This window comes from Skermanella sp. TT6 (genome assembly GCF_016653635.2).
Lineage (GTDB): Bacteria > Pseudomonadota > Alphaproteobacteria > Azospirillales > Azospirillaceae > Skermanella > Skermanella cutis.
Genome location: NZ_CP067420.1, coordinates 3,475,693 through 3,493,135, shown reverse-complemented (window position 1 = coordinate 3,493,135; position 17,443 = coordinate 3,475,693). Strand labels below are relative to the sequence as shown.

Genomic DNA, 17,443 nt, shown 5'->3' with positions numbered 1-17,443 from the left:
TTTTGCGGGAATATACTAAAATGAGTCCTACATTGGTAGGGTTTTTCAATCCAGGAGAGGCTCGACGTCCACCTGGACGCTCAAGGTATGGCCCCAGCCGCCCAGGATTACGCCCCTGACGGGACTGACGTCGTCATAGTCCCGGCCCCAGGCGAGGGTGATGTAGTCGGCGTCCACCGGCTTGTCGTTGGTCGGGTCGAGGTCAACCCAGCCGGTTTCCGTCCCGCACCAGACGGAGAACCAGGCGTGCGACATGTCGGCACCGACCATCCGGGGACGGCCCGGCGGCGGGTGGGTTCGCAGATAGCCGCTGACATACCGGGCCGGAAGACCGAGCGACCTCAGGCAGCCGACTCCGAGATGGGCGAAGTCCTGGCAGACGCCGCGGCGATGGGCGAGCACGTCCGCCAGCGGCGTCGCGACCGTCGTCGCGGTCGAATCGAAGGTGAAATCGTCATGGATGCGGTGCATCAGGTCGAGCACCGCTTCCACCGTGGGTCGGCCCGGCGGGAAGGACGGCTCCGCATAGGCCGCCAGATCGGGCGACGCCTTCACCATCACGCTGTCGAACAGGAACTCGTTGGCCCCGATCGCATCGGCCGACCGGGGGGTCCGGGCCGTGTCCCGGACGTCCTCCCAGGGCGGGGCGGAGCCGGCTTCCAGCGGTTCGGGCGGCGTGACCTCCAGCTCGACGACCGACTCGATCGTCAGCGACCGGTGGGGCTCCTGGACCGCGAAATACTCCGCCGGGTTGCCGAAATAATCCAGCCAAGCCTCCCGCACCGCGGGTTCGGGCGTGATCGTCAGGGCGACCGACGAGCAGGCCTGGCGCGGGTTGTCCCGTGGACCGAGATGGACGACGTGCTGGGAGACCGAGACCCCGTCGCCGTACTCGTAACTGGTCGTGTGCCGGGTGCGGTAGCGCACCGGCCGGGCGGCGGCGTCCTCGCGCGCGTCGGTGTCTTCCGGCGCGGCGGCGCTATCAGGCGGGGCGGGAGAAGGCATGGCTGAAATAGGCGTGGGCCAGCAGGTTGGAGATTTCCGGCAGCCTGTCGGCCAGGCTGTTCAGGGCGTTGCGCAGCGCGAAGCGGTCGCGGATGATTTCCGGCTCGCGCAGGATCTCGCGGGTGTCCTCGATCAGGCGGATCGCGGCCGTGATCGGGCTCTGGTTGACCCGCAGATTGGCCACCGGCGGGCGCGGCAGGGCCGCCAGGTGCCGCGCCAGGTGCGAGAGCTGGTAGGCCAGCGCCCGCGGGTTCGTCTCGTCGCACAGCAGCAGGTACAGGACCGGCGTCCGCTGGGCGGTCGTGTAATAGCGTTCCCGGTAGGTCATGAAGCTCTCGCCGAGCTCCAGCAGGACCTCCAGCACCGCCGGGTCGTCGCCGGCGGCGTCGCAGATCCGGGTGCCGCGCATCAGCGCCAGGCTGTTGATCCCGCGCTCCAGCCGCCTCCCGATGTCCAGGAACCGCCAGCCCGGGCCGCGCGTCATGCTTTCCTGCTCCAGTCCGGCGAGCGCCGCGAGCGTGGTGATCAGGTCGTCCAGACGCAGCAGCATCGCCGTGTCGATCCGCGACCGGGCCGACGCCGGCTCGCTCTGGCGGTCCAGTTGGGAAATCACGCGCCACATGTCGAGCGACAGCCGGTCGCGCACGCCGGCGGCGGTACGGTGGAGCCGCTGGATGTTGGCGCGCAGGCTGTTGGGATGCCCGCCATCGAACACAGCCCCCTGGAGCGCCTGGCGCAGGCCGCGCCCGGTGCCGCTTTCCGCCATGTCGGCCAAATCGCGGGGCACCATGCCGGTCCAGTCCATCAGCCGCATCAACGGCACCAGCTCGTCGCCGACGCCGGGACGGGTGCCGTCGGACAGGCGCGTGTAGACCCCGCGCAGGATGCGCAGCGTGCTTTCCGACCGCTCGGCGTAGCGGCCCAGCCAGAACAGCCCGTCGGCGACGCGCGACGGCAGGTCGCCGCTCTGGGGCTTGACGTCCACGTCGCGCGCGGCGACGGTCCGGGGTTCGGTGCCGCGAACCTCCGCCGGGACGCCCTGGGGCCGGGGCGGGGCAGGGCGCCCTTCCGCCGGGCCGCGGGACATCACCCAGGTATCCTTGCTGCCGCCGCCGCGCTGCATCGACACGATCAGCCGGCCGGCGGTCGCCGACATGCGGGTCAGCCCGCCGGGCATCACCGTGTAGCCGCCCTCGGGCTTGGCCGCGAGATAAACCCGCATCACCAGCGGGCGGGGCTGCAGGGCGCCGTCGATCCAGGTCGGCACCGTGGAAAGCCCGAGCTGCTCCTGGCCGATGAAGTCGGCCGGCCGGGCGCGCAGCCGGGCGATCAGGTCCTGGCGTTCCTGCCGGAAGAGGGACGAGCCGAACACAGGCTCGGAGCCGAGATGCGCGAAGGCCGGCTTGATCACCAGGCGATCGAGATGCTCGACCACGTAGGTCCGCTCCTCCTCCTGGCCGCACCACCACATGGCGACGCCGGGGATCTTCAGCTCCTCGCCCAGCAGGTGGCGGCACAGCATCGGCAGGAACGGCTTGAACGACAGCGACTCGATCAGCCCGGTGCCCAGGGCGTTGGCGACCGTCACGGTCCCGGCGCGGACCGCCTGGACCAGGCCGGCGACGCCCAGCGAACTGTCCGCGCGCAGTTCCAGCGGATCGCAATAGTCGTCGTCCAGCCGGCGCAGGATCACGTCCACCGGCTCCAGGCCGCTCAGGGTCTTCAGGAACACCTGGCGGTCGCGCACCGTCAGGTCGCCGCCCTCGACCAGCGTGATGCCCAGGTGGCGGGCGAGGTAGGCGTGCTCGAAATAGGTCTCGTTGTAGGGGCCGGGCGTCAGCAGGACGATGCGCGGGTCGCGGGTCGGTCGGGGGGCCAGCCGGACCAGCATCTCGCGGAGCGCCGTGAAGAAGGGACCCAGCGTGCGGACGTTGCAATCCTTGAAGGCGTCGGTCAGGACCCGGCTGACCACCGCCCGGTTCTCCAGCGCGTAGCCGGCGCCGCTCGGGGTCTGGGTCCGGTCGCCCAGCACCCACCAGCGGCCGTCGGGCGCCCTTGCCAGGTCGGCGGCGTAGAGGTGCAGGAACACCCCGCCGGTCGGTACGGCGCCGTGGCAGGCCCGCTGGAACCCGCGGTCGGAATAGAGCAGCGCCGCGGGCAGGCGGCCCGATCGGATCAGGTCCTGCGGGCCGTACAGGTCGGCCAGCATGGCGTTGAGCAGGGTCGCGCGCTGGATCAGCCCGGCTTCGATCGCGTCCCATTCCTCCGCCGGGATCAGCAGCGGGATCATGTCGAGCGGCCAGGGCCGCTCCATGCCCTGGGGATCGCCATAGATATTATAGGTGACGCCGTTCTGGTGGAGCAGGCGGCGCGCCGCCTCCCACCGCTCGGCCATCAGCGACGGGTCGAGCGCGCCCAGCGCCCCCATGAAGCGCTGCCAGTGCGGGCGCAGCCGTCCGCCCCCGGTGACCATCTCGTCATAGACCGGGCCGGTGCCGTATTGGAGCGCGTGCGCGTCGCCGAACAGGGAACCCTGCTCGGCGACGGCGCGGCGGCCTTCTTGTTCCAGTGCTTCGGTGTCAGCCAAGGCGCAGGTCGAGGGTCAAAGGAAACTCCAGGTTTCGCCTTTCCGGCGGCGTCTCCATAGGACCCGGAGTGTGACCGAACGGGAAGAAGCGGGCAAGCCGCCGTCCTTCGGCCTCGTGGGCGTTAACCGGGAAAGTCTCGTGATTCCGCCCTCCCGGATGGGCCACGTGGTACGAGCAGCCGCCCACCGATCGGCCCGACCAGGTGTCCAGGATGTCGAACACCAGCGGGCTGTGGACCGGGATGGTCGGGTGCAGGCAGGACGGCGGCTGCCAGGCCCGGTACCGCACGCCGGCGACGAATTCCCCCTCGACTCCCGTGGGATGGAGCGGAACCCGGCGGCCGTTGCAGACCACGGCGTGGCGCGACCCGACCATGCCGCTGACCTTGACCTGCACGCGCTCGACCGAGCTGTCCACATATCTTACGGTGCCGCCGCCGCCGGGCTCCTCACCCAGGACGTGCCACGGCTCCAGCGCCTGCCGGATCTCCATCAGCAGGCCGCGATGCGCCACTTCGCCGCACAGCGCGAACCGGAAGTTAACGTGCGGCGCGAACCATTCGTCCTGGAACGCGTAGCCGTGGTCGCGCATGTCGGCCAGCACGTCCGAAAGGTCCTGCTGGATGAAGTGGGGCAGCATGAACTTGTCGGCCAGTTCGGTGCCCCAGCGCACCAGCCGGTTCTTGTACGGCGTCTTCCAGAAGCGGGCGATCATGGCGCGCATCAGGAGCTGCTGGGTCAGGCTCATCTGCGCATGCGGCGGCATCTCGAAGGCGCGGAATTCCACCAGCCCCAGCCGGCCGCTGCTGCTGTCCGGCGAGTAGAGCTTGTCGATGCAGAACTCCGCCCGGTGCGTGTTGCCCTGCATGTCGGTCAGCAGGTGGCGCAGCACCCGGTCGATCAGCCAGGGCGGGCACCAGCCGCCGGCCGCCGCCTGGTCGATCTGGTTGAACGCGATCTCCAGCTCGTACAGCGAGTCGTTCCGCGCCTCGTCGATCCGCGGCGCCTGGCTGGTCGGGCCGATGAACAGGCCGGAGAAGACGTAGGACAGGGACGGGTGGTTCTGCCAGTAGGTGATCAGGCTGCGCAGCAGGTCGGGCCGGCGCAGGAAAGGGCTGTCCGCCGGCGTGGCCCCGCCGACCACCACGTGGTTGCCGCCGCCGGTGCCGACATGCCGGCCGTCCAGCATGAACTTCTCGGTCCCCAGCCGGGCCTGCCGCGCCTCCTCGTAGAGGGCGAAGTTGTTGCGGACCAACTCGTCCCAGGAATGGGACGGGTGGATGTTGACCTCGATCACGCCCGGGTCCGGGGTTACCGCCATGCTGTTGAGCCGGGGGTCGCGGGGCGGCTGGTAGCCTTCCAGGATCACCGGCATGTTCAGCTCGACCGCCGTGGCCTCGATCTCGGCGACCAGGGCCAGGTAGTCCTCCAGCATGCCCATGGGCGGCATGAACAGGTAGAGCTTGCCGTCGCGCGCCTCGCAGCAGAGCGCGGTCCGGACCACCCACCAGGCCGACTTGCCGGCCTCGGGAATCTCGGTCCGGACCTCGGCCATGGCCTGGTAGGCCTGGCGGCGCAGGGCCTCCGGCTTTGGCGGCTCCGCCGTGCGCTGGCGCAGCGGAACCGCGTGGGGGGCGAGCGGCGCGCGGGCGTCGAACGGGTCCTGCTCCCACGAGAAGGGATAGTCGCGCATGTCCACCCAGGGCAGGGAGCCCAGGGGCAGGCGGTAGCCGATGGCGCTGTCGCCCGGCGCCAGCAGCAGGCGTTCCTGGCGAAGCGGCCAGGTGCTGGACAGCCAGACCGGGCCCTTCTGGTCCATGCGGCGGTTGATCGGCAGGGCGAACCCGACCGGCTCGTTCAGCCCGCGCTGGAACACCTTGGCCAGCCTCGCGCGCTCCTCCTTGTCCTCCAGCTTGCTGTCGAGCGGATCGACGTTGACCGGGAGCTGCTGTTCCTTCCGCAGGTAGTGCCAGGGGTCCTCGTAGGCGGCGAGCACCAGGCTCGGCTCGATCCCCAGCCTCTTGGCGAGCGTCACCAGGAACAGGCCGGCCTCCTCCGTGCCGAAACCGTAGTCCACGGTCTCCTTCGCCAGCAGGTCGGTGTTGGCCCACAGCGCGTCGCCGTCGCGCCGCCAATAGATGCTGAGCGCCCAGCGCGGCAGGCTTTCGCCCGGATACCACTTGCCCTGGCCGTAGTGGACCAGGCCGCCGGGCGCGAAGCGGCGCATCAGGCGGTCCAGCAGGTTGGCGGCGTATTGCCGCTTGGTCGGTCCGACCGCCGAGGTGTTCCACTCCGCCCCCTCCATGTCGTCGATCGACACGAAGGTCGGCTCGCCGCCCATGGTCAGCCGGACGTCGCCGTCGTCCAGCTCCTGGTCGATCCGGTGGCCCAGCGCCTCGATGGCGCCCCACTGGGTCTCGGTATAGGGCTTGGTGACCCGCGGCGCCTCGTAGATGCGGGTGATGGACATCTCGTGGCCGAACTCGACCTCGCACTCGTCCACCGCGCCGGTGATGGGGGCGGCGCTGGACGCGTCGGGGGTGCAGGCCAGCGGGATATGGCCTTCGCCGGCCAGCAGGCCGGAGGTCGGGTCGAGCCCGATCCAGCCGGCTCCGGGCAGGTAGACCTCGGTCCAGGCATGGAGGTCGGTGAAATCCACCTCGGTGCCGCTCGGCCCGTCCAGCGCCTTCTGGTCGGCGGTCAGCTGGATCAGGTAGCCGGACACGAAGCGGGCGGCAAGCCCCAGGTTGCGCAGGATCTGGACCATCAGCCAGGCGCTGTCGCGGCACGACCCGGTGCCCAGCGTCAGCGTCTCCTCCGGCGTCTGGATGCCGGGTTCCAGCCGGATGACGTAGCCGATCTCCTGCTGGAGCCGCTGGTTCAGCGCCACCACGAAGTTGACCGACTGCATCGGCTCGCGCGGGACCGAGGCCAGCCACGCCGCGAGCTTCGGGCCGACCTTCTCCGTCTCCATGTAGGGGCGCAGCTCGCGCTGCAGCCACGGCTCGTACTCCAGCGGCCACTGCTCGGCGCCGGGCTCCAGGAAGAAGTCGAACGGGTTGATCACCGAGATCTCGGCGACCAGGTCGACCTCGATCGACAGGATGTCGGTCTTTTCCGGAAAGACGAAGCGGGCCAGATAGTTGGACTGCGGATCCTGCTGCCAATTGAGGAAGTGCTGCTTGGGCTCGACCTTCAAGGAATAGCTGAGGATCGGCGTGCGGCAGTGGGGGGCGGGCCGGAGCCTGACGATCTGCGGCCCAAGCGACACCATCCTGTCATAGCGGTAGAAGGTCTTGTGATTGAGTGCGACGTGGATCGCCATGAACTCGCCTCGAATTCTTGGTGCAGGGCGCACCGACTGCGACGCAGGGGGGGAACCGTCCGCCGGTCCGGCGTTCCGGGATCGGGATTTCAGCCCGGCATCATATCCCGCATCGCGGCATGGCGGTACCCGCCAGAATCACTGGGATGAGGAAAAGCGCCCCGCTTGCCGAGCGTCGCGGATCGGTCCATTTATAGCGACAGAATGTCGCAGCAATGAGGGGAGGGGAGACGCTCGACGGTCCGGAAAAGATCAAGGCTCTTCCTGGATTCCAGGGTGGTGGCGGTCCGGTCGTGATGGGATACGCGGAGATTGGTTGAGGAGAGACCTTTCCATCGATCCCGGTGCTTGTCATGTCCTTGTCATCCCTGGTGACCCTCTCGTCGCTGATCGACGACGCGAAATGCTACGAGCTGGTGCGCCAGCATCGGTGGCCCGAGGGTGTCCGCTGCCCGCACTGTGACAGCGCCTCGGTGACTCGCCACGGCCATGACGACACGCAGCGGCATCGGCAGCGCTACCGGTGCAAGCAGTGCCAGAGCCGCTTCGATGATCTAACCGGCACCGTTCTGGCCGGACGTCACCAGCCGCTTCGGGTCTGGCTGCTGTGCCTTTACTTCCTGGGGCTCAACCTGTCGAACCGGCAGATCGCCCACGAACTGGATCTGAACGAGGACGATGTCCAGGTCATGGCCGAACAGGTGCGCTCCGGCCTCGTGGCCAAGATGCCGGCCGTGAGGCTGGAGGGCACGGTCGAGGCCGATGAGGTTTATGTCGTCGCCGGGCACAAGGGCAATCCGGCCGCCGTCGCCAAAAAAACCGGTCTGGGCGGCGCCGTCGCCTGAAAGGCGCACCCGGTCGAGGCACGCTGGAGAAGGAGAAGCCACCGATCCTGGGCCTGATCCAGCGGGGCGGTGAGGTGGTCCTTCACATGCTGGCCAACGTTCAGCAGACAACCATCCGCCCGATCATCGAAGGTGTGGTCGCCCCGGGTTCATGCATCCACACGGACGAATATTCGATCTATGCCCGCCTGACGGCCTGGGGCTACGAGCACAGGACGGTCTGCCATGGCCGCGGCGAATACGCCCGCGACGAGGATGGTGACGGCTTCTGTGAAGTTCACGTCAATACCCTGGAAGGGTTCTGGTCGTTGCTACGCTCCTGGCTACGCCCGCACCGCGGCATCTCGCAGAAGAAGCTACCTGCCTACCTGGGCTTCTTTCAATTCGTCCACAATACCCGCCAGCGCGGCAAAGCCCTGCTCGGCGCCCTCGTTGCCGCCCTGGTCGCATGATCAAACCGCCACCACCCCGCAATCCAGGAAGAGCCAAGATCAAAAAGCAAACGAAGGCATCTTTGGGAGGAAGCCTCTGATGGGAATCGTCATCCAGCTTGGCCAGGACAACGGGATACCCGAACTGGCCGAACGCGTCGCCGGCGCCTGCCGGAACCGCCTGCTCGAACGGAAAACCGCCGCCGTCTCCTTCAACCACATCAGCGAACAGCTCGGCGTCGACCCGCGCCTGGTACCCAGGGCCGTCGCCTGGCTCCAGCGGAACGGCCGGGCTGAAGTTCGCGACTTCAGCATGCGCACCCGCCCGCACGTGACGGTGCCGGGGGTCTGCCGGATCGACGACGTCGATTGCTGCCCTCCGGCGGAGAGGACGTGAGGGCACCATTCCAGGAGATCGTGGACTCCAATTCGTCATGGGCGGGCTCGACCCGCGCATCCACGCGCGAACTGCCGGGATGAAGCGCGCGCGTGGATGGCCGGATCAAGTCCGGCCATGATGAATAAGGAAGTATAGGCAATCACATATTCAGCCGATCATACAAGTCATCCCATTCCGGATTGTCTTTCAGAATCAAAAGAACCTTCCAAGCTCTTGACCAATGCTTGATGTTCTTCTCCCGCTGCACGGCACGCAGGATTTCATCATGCCGTTCCACCCAGACCAGGCGGTTCAAACCGTACCGCATCGTGAAGCCATCATAGGCTCCTTCCCGATGCTCGTGCACGCGCCGCGCCAGATTGGTCGTAACACCGACATAGAGCGTCCCGTTGGGGCGGTTGGTCATAATGTAGACCCATGCACCCGCCTCCATCGGCATGTTTCAAGCTCCTGACCTTGTTCGCCCATGTGCGTATGCACCTTGGAGGGCCGACGACAAACCCCGCTCCCGCCCTCGGGACAATCTGCCGCAGTGCGTCTAAGGTATCATATACAGGTCCCCCGGTCCTCAGGCATTCATGGTGTCACGTCCAGGATAACCAGCCGTGGTCATAAGGGGGAAACGATGATTCACCAAGCTCTCGACAAGTTCAGCCAGAAGATCGCCATTCGACCAAAGTATGATAACTTCATCGGCGGCCAGTGGGTCGCTCCGGTGAAGGGCCAGTACTTCAGCAACATCACCCCGATCACCGGCAAGCCGGTCGGCGAGATCGCCCGCTCCACCGCCGAGGACATCGAGCTGGCGCTGGATGCCGCCCACAAGGCCAAGGACAAGTGGGGCCTGACTTCCCCGGCCGAGCGCGCGAAGATCCTCAACCGCATCGCCGACCGCATGGAAGAGAACCTGGACCTGCTGGCCCTGGTCGAGACCATCGACAACGGCAAGCCGATCCGCGAGACGACCCATGCCGACCTGCCGCTGGCGGTCGACCATTTCCGCTATTTCGCCGCCTGCATCCGCGCCCAGGAAGGCTCGGCCTGCGAGTTGGACAGCACCACGGTCGCCTATCACTTCCACGAGCCGCTGGGCGTCGTCGGCCAGATCATCCCCTGGAACTTCCCGCTGCTGATGGCCGTGTGGAAGCTGGCTCCCGCGCTCGCCGCCGGCAACTGCATCGTGCTGAAGCCGGCCGAGCAGACCCCGATGGCCATCATGGTCCTGATGGAGCTGATCGCCGACCTGCTGCCCGAGGGCGTGCTGAACGTGGTCAACGGCTTCGGCGTCGAGGCCGGCAAGCCGCTGGCCCAGAACAAGCGGATCTCGAAGATCGCCTTCACCGGCGAGACGACGACCGGCCGCCTGATCATGCAGTACGCGTCCGAGAACATCATCCCGGTCACGCTGGAGCTGGGCGGCAAGTCGCCGAACATCTTCTTCTCCGACGTCATGGCCGAGGACGACGACTTCTTCGACAAGGCGCTCGAAGGCTTCGCGATGTTCTCCTTGAACCAGGGCGAGGTCTGCACCTGCCCGAGCCGCGTCCTGGTCCAGGAGAGCATCTACGACCGCTTCATGGAGAAGGCCATCGCCCGCGTCGGCCAAGTCAAGCAGGGCAACCCGCTCGACAGCTCGACCATGATCGGCGCCCAGGCGTCCAACGACCAGCTCCACAAGATCCTGTCCTACATCGAGATCGGCAAGGCCGAGGGCGCCAAGGTCCTGACCGGCGGCAGCCGCGCCGTCCTCGAGGGCGAGCTGGCCGAGGGCTACTACGTCCAGCCGACCGTGCTGGAAGGCAACAACAAGATGCGCGTCTTCCAGGAGGAGATCTTCGGGCCGGTCGTGTCCGTGACCTCCTTCAAGACCGAGGAAGAAGCCCTCGCCATCGCCAACGACAGCCTGTACGGGCTGGGCGCCGGCGTGTGGAGCCGCGACGGCAACCGCGCCTACCGCATGGGCCGCGGCATCCAGGCCGGCCGCGTCTGGACCAACTGCTACCACATGTACCCCGCCCACGCGGCGTTCGGCGGCTACAAGCAGTCGGGCATCGGTCGCGAGACCCACAAGATGATGCTCGACCACTACCAGCAGACCAAGAACCTGCTGGTCAGCTACAGCCCCAAGGCGCTGGGCTTCTTCTGATCGCGTGACATCTCCGGGAATTGTCCTCGCTGAACTGGATCCCCTCTCCTCCACACGGAGGAGAGGGGCTTTTCGTCGTGGCATATCGGGAAGACAGGGGAGAGGAACGACATGGTAGAACGCGTCACCGTCACGCCGGCCGCCGCCGCCGTGATCGAGAAGCTTAAGGCGATCCACGGCGACCTGGCATTCCACCAGTCCGGCGGCTGCTGCGACGGCAGCGCGCCCATGTGCTTCGCGGCCGGCGAGTTTCGCACCGGCGCGCAGGACGTGCGCCTGGGCGAGATCGTGGGCTGCCAGTTCTTCATCGGCGCCGCGCAGTTCGAATACTGGTCGCACACCCAGCTGATCATCGACGTGGTGCCGGGCAGGGGCGCCGGCTTCTCCCTGGAGGCTCCGGAGGGCGTGCGCTTCCTGACCCGCAGCCGGGTCTTCACCGACGAGGAGACCGCGGAGCTGGAGGCGGCCGGGCCGCCGCCGCGCGGAAACGCCTGACGCTTGATCCGTCCCGTCCCCGGGGGTAAGGCGATTGCCTCGGCGTCCCGCCGGTGCATCTATCTTTCTCGTGCCGCCCGCCAAGGGCCGGCAGGAGCTTCAGGAAAGGCCCTCGGGAAGGACATGGACAGCATTACGCAGAGCCTGCTCGGCGCCGTGGTCGCGCAGGCCGGATTTCGACGGACCCTCGGCCGGCAGGCCATGGTGGCGGGGGCCTTGCTGGGCGCCGTTCCCGACCTGGACGTGGTCGCCGGCTATTTCGGCCCCTACGCGAACTGGGTCCACCACCGGGGCATCACCCACTCCATCTTCTTCGGTCCGGTGGTCGGGCCGTTCTTCGGGTGGGCGATCTGGCGCTTCCACCGGTGGCGCGCGTCGCGGCGCGGCGAGCCCGACCGTCCCGACGCGCCGGAGATGCTGAGGGCCTGGATCTGGCTCGCGGTCCTGGTCCTGTTCACCCACCCGATCATCGACCTTTTCACCAGCTACGGCACCCAGCTTCTGGCGCCCATCTCCCGCCACCGCTTCGCGATCGACGCGCTGCCGATCATCGACCCGGTCTACAGCCTGGCCCTGATCGCCGCTCTCGTCGTCGGCACCGTGGCGAAGCGCCGGCCGGGCGCCGCGGTCGGATCGGCGGCCGCCGCCCTGCTGTTCATCTACGGCTATTCGCTGATGGGTTGGGCGATCAACGACTCCGTCCGGTCCACCGCCCGGGAAGAGCTGCGCCAGGCGGGCCAGCCGGTCGGCGAGGTGCTGGCCTACCCGCAGATGTTCCAGCCCTGGTTCCGCCGGGTCGTCGCCGAGACCCCGGAGTCGATCATGGTGGGATACCGTTCGGTCTTCGGCGACCGGCCGATCGAGTGGCAGACCTATCCGCTCCGGGCCGATCCGCTGATCGATCGGGTCGCGGCCACGCCGGAGGCGGCGATCTTCACCTGGTTCGCCATGGACAAGGTTTTCTGGCAGGTCTCGGAAACCCCCGACGGCGCGGTGGTCGAGGCGCTCGATTACCGCTACGGCATGTGGGGCGGCGACGCCGTCGGATTCTGGGGCATCCGCGCGCGGGTGGACCGCGACGGGCATCTGCTCGGACCGCCCGTCAGGTTCCAGCGGGAGCGGAGCGCGTCCGGGAGCCTGCTGCGGGATTACTGGCGGGTGATCTGGGGATAGGCGTTTCGTTCAGAACAGCTCGACGCCCTGGTCGTCCGCCGGAATCCCGGAATCCAGGGCGCCGAACCCGTCCAGGCCGCTACCTCCCAGAAGCAGCCGGCGCAGATCCTGCTCCCGCGCCGATCCCGGAACCGCGGACGGCAGCAGGGTCGCCAGCCAGCCGCCCCGGTCGGGGATCTCCAGCAGGGCCGGGTGCGCTGCTCGGGTCAGCGAATCGAGCTCCGCCAGGCCGGCCTTGATGGCCACCATCCCGTCGATCACGTGGTCCAGCCGCTGCTTCGCCAGGTCCTGGAACTGGAGCTTCACCACGATCTGGCCGATGTTCCGGCTCATGTCGGCGGAGGCCGTGACGGCATCGCCCAGGACCGAGGTGAAATGGTCCGCCTGGACGATCAGGCCGGACATGGCGAGGTCGATGCGCTCCTTGGCGAGCAGCTGGGGCGACAGGTCGGTCTCGGCGATGGTCCGCAGGATGTCGTAGCCGCGCGCGACCCCGCGCGAGACGGCGCCGACGGTCTGGCGCATCCGCTCGGCCAGGGCGGCGGTCCCGGCGGACAGCTCGCGCACTTCTCCCGCCACCACGTGGAAGGTCTTGCCGGCGGCTCCGGCGCGCGCCGCCTCGATGCTGGCGTTCAGCGCCAGGAAGCTGGTCTGCTGGTTGATCTCCTCGATCTCGCCGATGAACCTGCCGACCACATCCACATCCTGGACCACGTCGTCCAGCAGATACACCATGCGCATCGCCTGCATGGACAGCGAGACGATGTTGTTCACCATCTCGACCAGGATCTGCTGCATCAGCATCATGACCTGCTCGATCGGGACGCGCTCGCCCTCCAGCTCGACGATGTTGGCGTTCGCGATGATCTCCTGCACCCGCTTGCCCTGCTCGTCCGCCGAGGCGGCGAGGTCGCGGAAACCGCTGCTGATGTCCAGCGTGCTCTGTTCGACGATCCGGCTGGTCTCCTGCACCTCCAGCCCCAGCGCATCAAGGCATCGGGACTGGAAGGCGCAGAAGGCCCTCCAGTCGGCGAGCAGGCCGGTCGCGGGCGCAAGGGCCGGAGAGGACGCGTTTTCCATGCTGGCCAGCCACCCCTCCGCGATGAATTCCAAGGCATTCGGCCCAAATCCCGCGCAGCCTAGCGGTTGGTGGTGAACGAAGGGTAACCGTACATCCCGTCAAGCGAATTGCCCGGCGCAGTAGCCGGACGACCACGCCCACTGGAAATTGTAGCCGCCGAGCCAGCCGGTCACGTCCACCACCTCGCCTATGAAGAAGAGGCCCGGCACCCTCCGCGCTTCCAGGGTCTTGGACGAAAGCTCCGAGGTATCGACCCCGCCCAGCGTCACCTCGGCGGTCCGGTAGCCCTCGGTTCCGGCCGGCGTGATCCGCCAGTGCCTCAGGTCCTCGGCGAGGCCGGACCACTCGCGCTCCCGCACCTGTCCCGCCGGCCGGCCGTCCAGCCCGGCGGGCGTCACCCGGTGGGCGAGGCGGCGGGGCAGCACCTCCGACAGCACCGTCTTCACCTCCGCCTTGGGCCGCTCGGCGGCGAGCCGCTTCAGGTGCTCCGCCGCGTCCAGGCCCGGCAGCATGTCGATCTCGACCGTGTCGCCGTCGCGCCAGTAGGACGAGATCTGGAGGATGGCCGGCCCGCTGATGCCGCGATGGGTGAACAGGATCGCCTCGTCGAAGGCGGTGCCCCCGCAGCGCACCGACGCCTCGCACGACACGCCGGCAAGGTCCTTGAAGTTGCGCGGGTCGGCCTCGGCGAAGGTGAAGGGGACCAGGCCGGCGCGGGTCGGCAGAACCTTCAGCCCGAACTGCTCGGCGATCCGGTAGCCGAACCCGGTGGCCCCCATCTTGGGGATCGACAGCCCGCCGGTCGCGATCACCAGGCTCTCCGATTCGAACGGCCCGCGCGAGGTCTCGACCCGGAACAGGCCGTCCCGGGCGATCCGCGTGACCGGTGTCTCCAGCGCCAGCCGGACGCCCGCCTCGTCGCATTCGCGCAGCAGCATGCCGACGATGTCCCGCGCGCTGTCGTCGCAGAACAGCTGGCCCAGCTTCTTCTCGTGGTAGGCGATGCCGTGCCGCCGGACCAGGGCGATGAAATCGTGCTGGGTATAGCGCTTCAGCGCCGAGATCGCGAAATGCCGGTTGGCCGAGACGAACCGGTCCGGCGCCGTGTGCAGGTTGGTGAAGTTGCACCGCCCGCCGCCGGAGATCAGGATCTTCTTGCCGGCCTTCTCGGCGTGGTCGATCAGCAGCACGCTCCGGCCCCGGCGCCCGGCGGACATGGCGCACATCAGCCCTGCGGCGCCGGCGCCGATCACGATGGCGTCGAAACGGGTGGCTTGGCTCATGCTCGGCTCATGGGAAATCGGGAACTCTCCGTTCAGGTTCCGCGCCGCTTGGCGCGGCTGGTCGGTTCGGCCTGGAGGGGATCGTCGGGCCAGTAATGCTTGGGATACTGGCCCTTCAGGTCGGCCTTCACGTGGCGGTAGGTGTTGGCCCAGAAGCTGGCGAGATCGCTGGTCACCTGCATCGGCCGGCGGGCCGGCGACAGCAGGTGCAGGACCAGGGGCACCCGGCCGCGGGCCAGCGCCGGGGTCTCCGCCAGGCCGAACATCTCCTGGAGCCGCACCGCCAGCACCGGCACGTCGCCTCTGGTATAGTCCAGCGGTATATGGGAGCCGCTGGGCACCGTGACATGGGTCGGCGCCGCCTCGTCCAGCTCGCGCTGCCGGTGCCAGGACAGCAGCGATCGCAGCGCCGCCGACAGGTCCAGCCGCTTCAGGTGGGCGCGGCGGGTCAGGCCGGTCAGGAACGGCGCCAGCCAGTCCTCCAGCGTGTCGATCAGCGCCGCGTCGGACAGGTCCGGCCAGTCGCCGTCCGGCCCCTCGACCCGCCGCAGGAACTCGACCCGCGCGCGGAAATTCTCCAGCTCTCGGGTCCAGGGCAGGACGGCGAGTCCAAGCTCCCGGATGCCCTGGCACAGGGCGGCGGCGGTCCGGGCGCCTCCCGGGTCGGGCAGGGGCTCGTCCTTCAGGACCAGCTCGCCCAGCCGGCGCTGGCGCCGGGCGAGCACCGCCTCCTCCCTGCCGTCCCAGGCGACGAACTCCACCGTCTCGATGGTGTCGGCGAAGTCCTCTTCCAGCTCGGCCAGGGTCATGGGGGCGGCCAGGAAGATGCGGGCCTCCCGCTTGGCGCCGTCCAGGTCGGCGACCGCCAGGAATTCCTCGGCGGCCAGGGGCTCCTGCTTCAGGAAATAGGCGCCGCGCCCGTTGCTCAGCCGGTACTGGCCGTCGCTCCCCGGCCGCCGCTGGCCGATCCGGTCGGGATAGGCCAGCGCCAGCACCCGGCCGGTGTCGGCCACGTCGCCGCCGCCCGGCCCGATGCCCAGCTGGCGCTGCCACTGGCGGGCCTGCCGCGCCACCTGCTTCACCGTCCAGCCGCTCCGGTCGGAAGAGCGCAGCAGCTCGACCCGGCGGCGCAGGTCGCCGTCGCGCGGCTCGCCGGTTCCCCCGGCCGACGGTCCGGCCAGGATGTCGCGCTCCCCCAGCAGGGCCGCGATCTCGCAGGCCAGCGCGCCGCAGCCCAGCCGGTCGCCGGCCAGCACCATGTGGGCGAGCCGGGGATGCATGCCGAGCGACGCCATCCGCCGGCCGTGCGGCGTGATCCTGTCCCCGGCGTCGAGCGCGCCGAGGCGGCGCAGCAGGTCGCGGGCCTGGGCGAGCGCCGGCGCCGGCGGCGGGTCCAGCCACCGCAGTTCGGCGGGATCGACCACGCCCCACTGGGCCAGTTCCAGCGCCAGCGGCGCCAGGTCGGCGGCCAGCATCTCGGGCGCGGTGTGGGGTTGCAGCGCGCGGTGCTGCCCCTCCGGCCACAGCCGGTAGCAGACTCCGGGCTCCAGGCGCCCGGCACGGCCCCGGCGCTGGTCGGCCGAGGCCTGGCTGACCTTGACCGTGTCCAGCCGGGTCATGCCGCTGCCCGGATCGAAGCGGGAGACCCGCATCAGGCCGCTGTCCACGACCACGCGGATTCCCTCGATGGTCAGGCTGGTCTCGGCGATGGAGGTCGCCAGCACGACCTTGCGCCGGCCCGGCGGCGTCGGCCCGATCGCCTGGTCCTGCTGCTCCTGGGGCAGGTCGCCGTACAGCGGGGCGATCAGGATGCCCGGCCCCGGCAGGGCGTCGCGAAGCTGCCGCTCGACCCGCCGGATCTCGGCGACGCCGGGCAGGAAGACCAGGATGTTGCCCGGCTCCTCGTCCAGCGCGCGGAGCACCGCCGCCGCGACGGCGTCCTCGATCCGGCGCGCCCTGGACGGGTCGACATGGCGGGTTTCGACGGGGAAGGCGCGGCCCTCGCTGGTGACGACGGGGGCGCCCCCCAGCAGGCCGGCGACCGCGGCGCCGTCCAGCGTCGCCGACATGACCAGCAGCCGCAGGTCGTCGCGCAGCACGGACCGGGTCTGGAGGCACAGCGCCAGGCCCAGGTCGGCGTCCAGGCTGCGCTCGTGGAATTCGTCGAACAGGACGGCGCCGACGCCTTCCAGCGCGGGGTCCTGCTGGAGTTGCCGGATCAGCACGCCCTCGGTCACCACCTCGATCCGGGTCCGCGGGCCGACCTTGCTGTCCATCCGCACCCGGTAGCCGACGGTTTCGCCGACCGCCTCGCCGAGCATCCCGGCCATGCGGCGGGCCGCCGCACGGGCGGCAAGGCGCCGCGGCTCCAGCATGACCAGCCTGCCTCCCGCCAGCCAATCCTCGTCGAGCAGCGCCAGCGGAACGCGCGTGGTCTTGCCCGCGCCCGGCGGTGCCTGGAGCACGGCATGGCGGGAGTCCGCCAGGACCCTGCGGATCTCCGGCAGGACGGGGTCGATCGGCAGCGCCGGGAAAACTGTTTCGGGATTGGACAAGGCGCTGTGTTCGTCGGGTTTCGGAAAGGGTGGCGGGCTCTATAGCACGGGTTTGGCCGCGGTGCTCGGCCATCGGTCGGCCGGTGCCTCCGGTATGAAGTGGGATCGTCCGCCGCA

Annotated in this window: 13 protein-coding genes; 6 read left to right on the top strand and 7 right to left on the bottom strand. The window is 68.9% G+C overall.

All coding sequences use genetic code 11. The features are described from left to right. Positions 1–45: 45 nt before the first annotated feature. From IGS68_RS16470 to IGS68_RS16460, 3 genes are read right to left on the bottom strand one after another with little or no spacing between them, the layout of a single operon-like run. Positions 46–1,005: a transglutaminase family protein gene (locus IGS68_RS16470; RefSeq protein ID WP_201071265.1), complete on the bottom strand. Its 960-nt coding sequence runs from the start codon at positions 1,003–1,005 to the stop codon at positions 46–48. Next, positions 983–3,592, bottom strand: a complete 2,610-nt coding sequence (locus tag IGS68_RS16465) for a circularly permuted type 2 ATP-grasp protein (RefSeq protein ID WP_247880922.1) — start codon at positions 3,590–3,592, stop codon at positions 983–985. The genes IGS68_RS16470 and IGS68_RS16465 overlap by 23 nt, the downstream gene beginning before the upstream one ends. Further along, positions 3,585–6,917 carry a transglutaminase family protein gene (locus IGS68_RS16460; RefSeq protein ID WP_201071260.1) on the bottom strand — a complete coding sequence of 1,111 codons (3,333 nt, stop codon included), beginning with the start codon at positions 6,915–6,917 and terminating at the stop codon, positions 3,585–3,587. The genes IGS68_RS16465 and IGS68_RS16460 overlap by 8 nt, the downstream gene beginning before the upstream one ends. Before the next feature lie 353 nt (positions 6,918–7,270). Here IGS68_RS16460 and IGS68_RS16455 point away from each other — a divergent pair, with 353 nt between their 5' ends. From IGS68_RS16455 to IGS68_RS16445, 3 genes are all read left to right on the top strand, one after another. Next, positions 7,271–7,762, top strand: a complete 492-nt coding sequence (locus IGS68_RS16455; protein WP_201071257.1) for a transposase — start codon at positions 7,271–7,273, stop codon at positions 7,760–7,762. Then, positions 7,759–8,214 carry an IS1595 family transposase gene (locus IGS68_RS16450; protein WP_201081402.1) on the top strand — a complete coding sequence of 152 codons (456 nt, stop codon included), beginning with the start codon at positions 7,759–7,761 and terminating at the stop codon, positions 8,212–8,214. Before IGS68_RS16455 ends, IGS68_RS16450 begins: the two co-directional genes overlap by 4 nt. Positions 8,215–8,293: 79 nt before the next feature. Continuing rightward, complete coding sequence (locus tag IGS68_RS16445; RefSeq protein ID WP_201071255.1) at positions 8,294–8,590, top strand: hypothetical protein; 297 nt, start codon at positions 8,294–8,296, stop codon at positions 8,588–8,590. A gap of 142 nt (positions 8,591–8,732) precedes the next feature. Here the strand turns inward: IGS68_RS16445 and IGS68_RS16440 are convergent, their stop codons facing one another. Then, positions 8,733–9,032 (bottom strand): GIY-YIG nuclease family protein, encoded by a 300-nt coding sequence (locus IGS68_RS16440; RefSeq protein ID WP_247880921.1) that lies wholly within the window; start codon positions 9,030–9,032, stop codon positions 8,733–8,735. Between the two features lie 186 nt (positions 9,033–9,218). On the opposite strand from IGS68_RS16440, the gene adh reads away from it, so the two are divergent. The 3 genes from adh (at position 9,219) to IGS68_RS16425 (ending at position 12,407) form a co-directional block, all read left to right on the top strand. Next, entirely contained in the window at positions 9,219–10,739 is a 1,521-nt protein-coding gene (adh, locus tag IGS68_RS16435; RefSeq protein ID WP_201071251.1) for an aldehyde dehydrogenase, read from the top strand. 111 nt (positions 10,740–10,850) lie between these two features. Beyond that, positions 10,851–11,234 (top strand): DUF779 domain-containing protein, encoded by a 384-nt coding sequence (locus tag IGS68_RS16430; RefSeq protein WP_201071248.1) that lies wholly within the window; start codon positions 10,851–10,853, stop codon positions 11,232–11,234. Between the two features lie 123 nt (positions 11,235–11,357). Further along, positions 11,358–12,407, top strand: coding sequence for a metal-dependent hydrolase (locus IGS68_RS16425; protein WP_201071246.1), 1,050 nt, complete (start codon positions 11,358–11,360; stop codon positions 12,405–12,407). 9 nt (positions 12,408–12,416) lie between these two features. Here IGS68_RS16425 and IGS68_RS16420 read toward each other — a convergent pair whose 3' ends face one another. The 3 genes from IGS68_RS16420 to hrpB all read right to left on the bottom strand — a co-directional run bounded on the left by IGS68_RS16420 (position 12,417) and on the right by hrpB (position 17,326). Further along, positions 12,417–13,487 (bottom strand): methyl-accepting chemotaxis protein, encoded by a 1,071-nt coding sequence (locus IGS68_RS16420; RefSeq protein ID WP_201071243.1) that lies wholly within the window; start codon positions 13,485–13,487, stop codon positions 12,417–12,419. A gap of 99 nt (positions 13,488–13,586) precedes the next feature. Further along, positions 13,587–14,771: a BaiN/RdsA family NAD(P)/FAD-dependent oxidoreductase gene (locus IGS68_RS16415; protein ID WP_201071241.1), complete on the bottom strand. Its 1,185-nt coding sequence runs from the start codon at positions 14,769–14,771 to the stop codon at positions 13,587–13,589. A gap of 32 nt (positions 14,772–14,803) precedes the next feature. Further along, positions 14,804–17,326, bottom strand: coding sequence for an ATP-dependent helicase HrpB (hrpB, locus tag IGS68_RS16410; RefSeq protein WP_201071238.1), 2,523 nt, complete (start codon positions 17,324–17,326; stop codon positions 14,804–14,806). Positions 17,327–17,443: the final 117 nt, after the last annotated feature.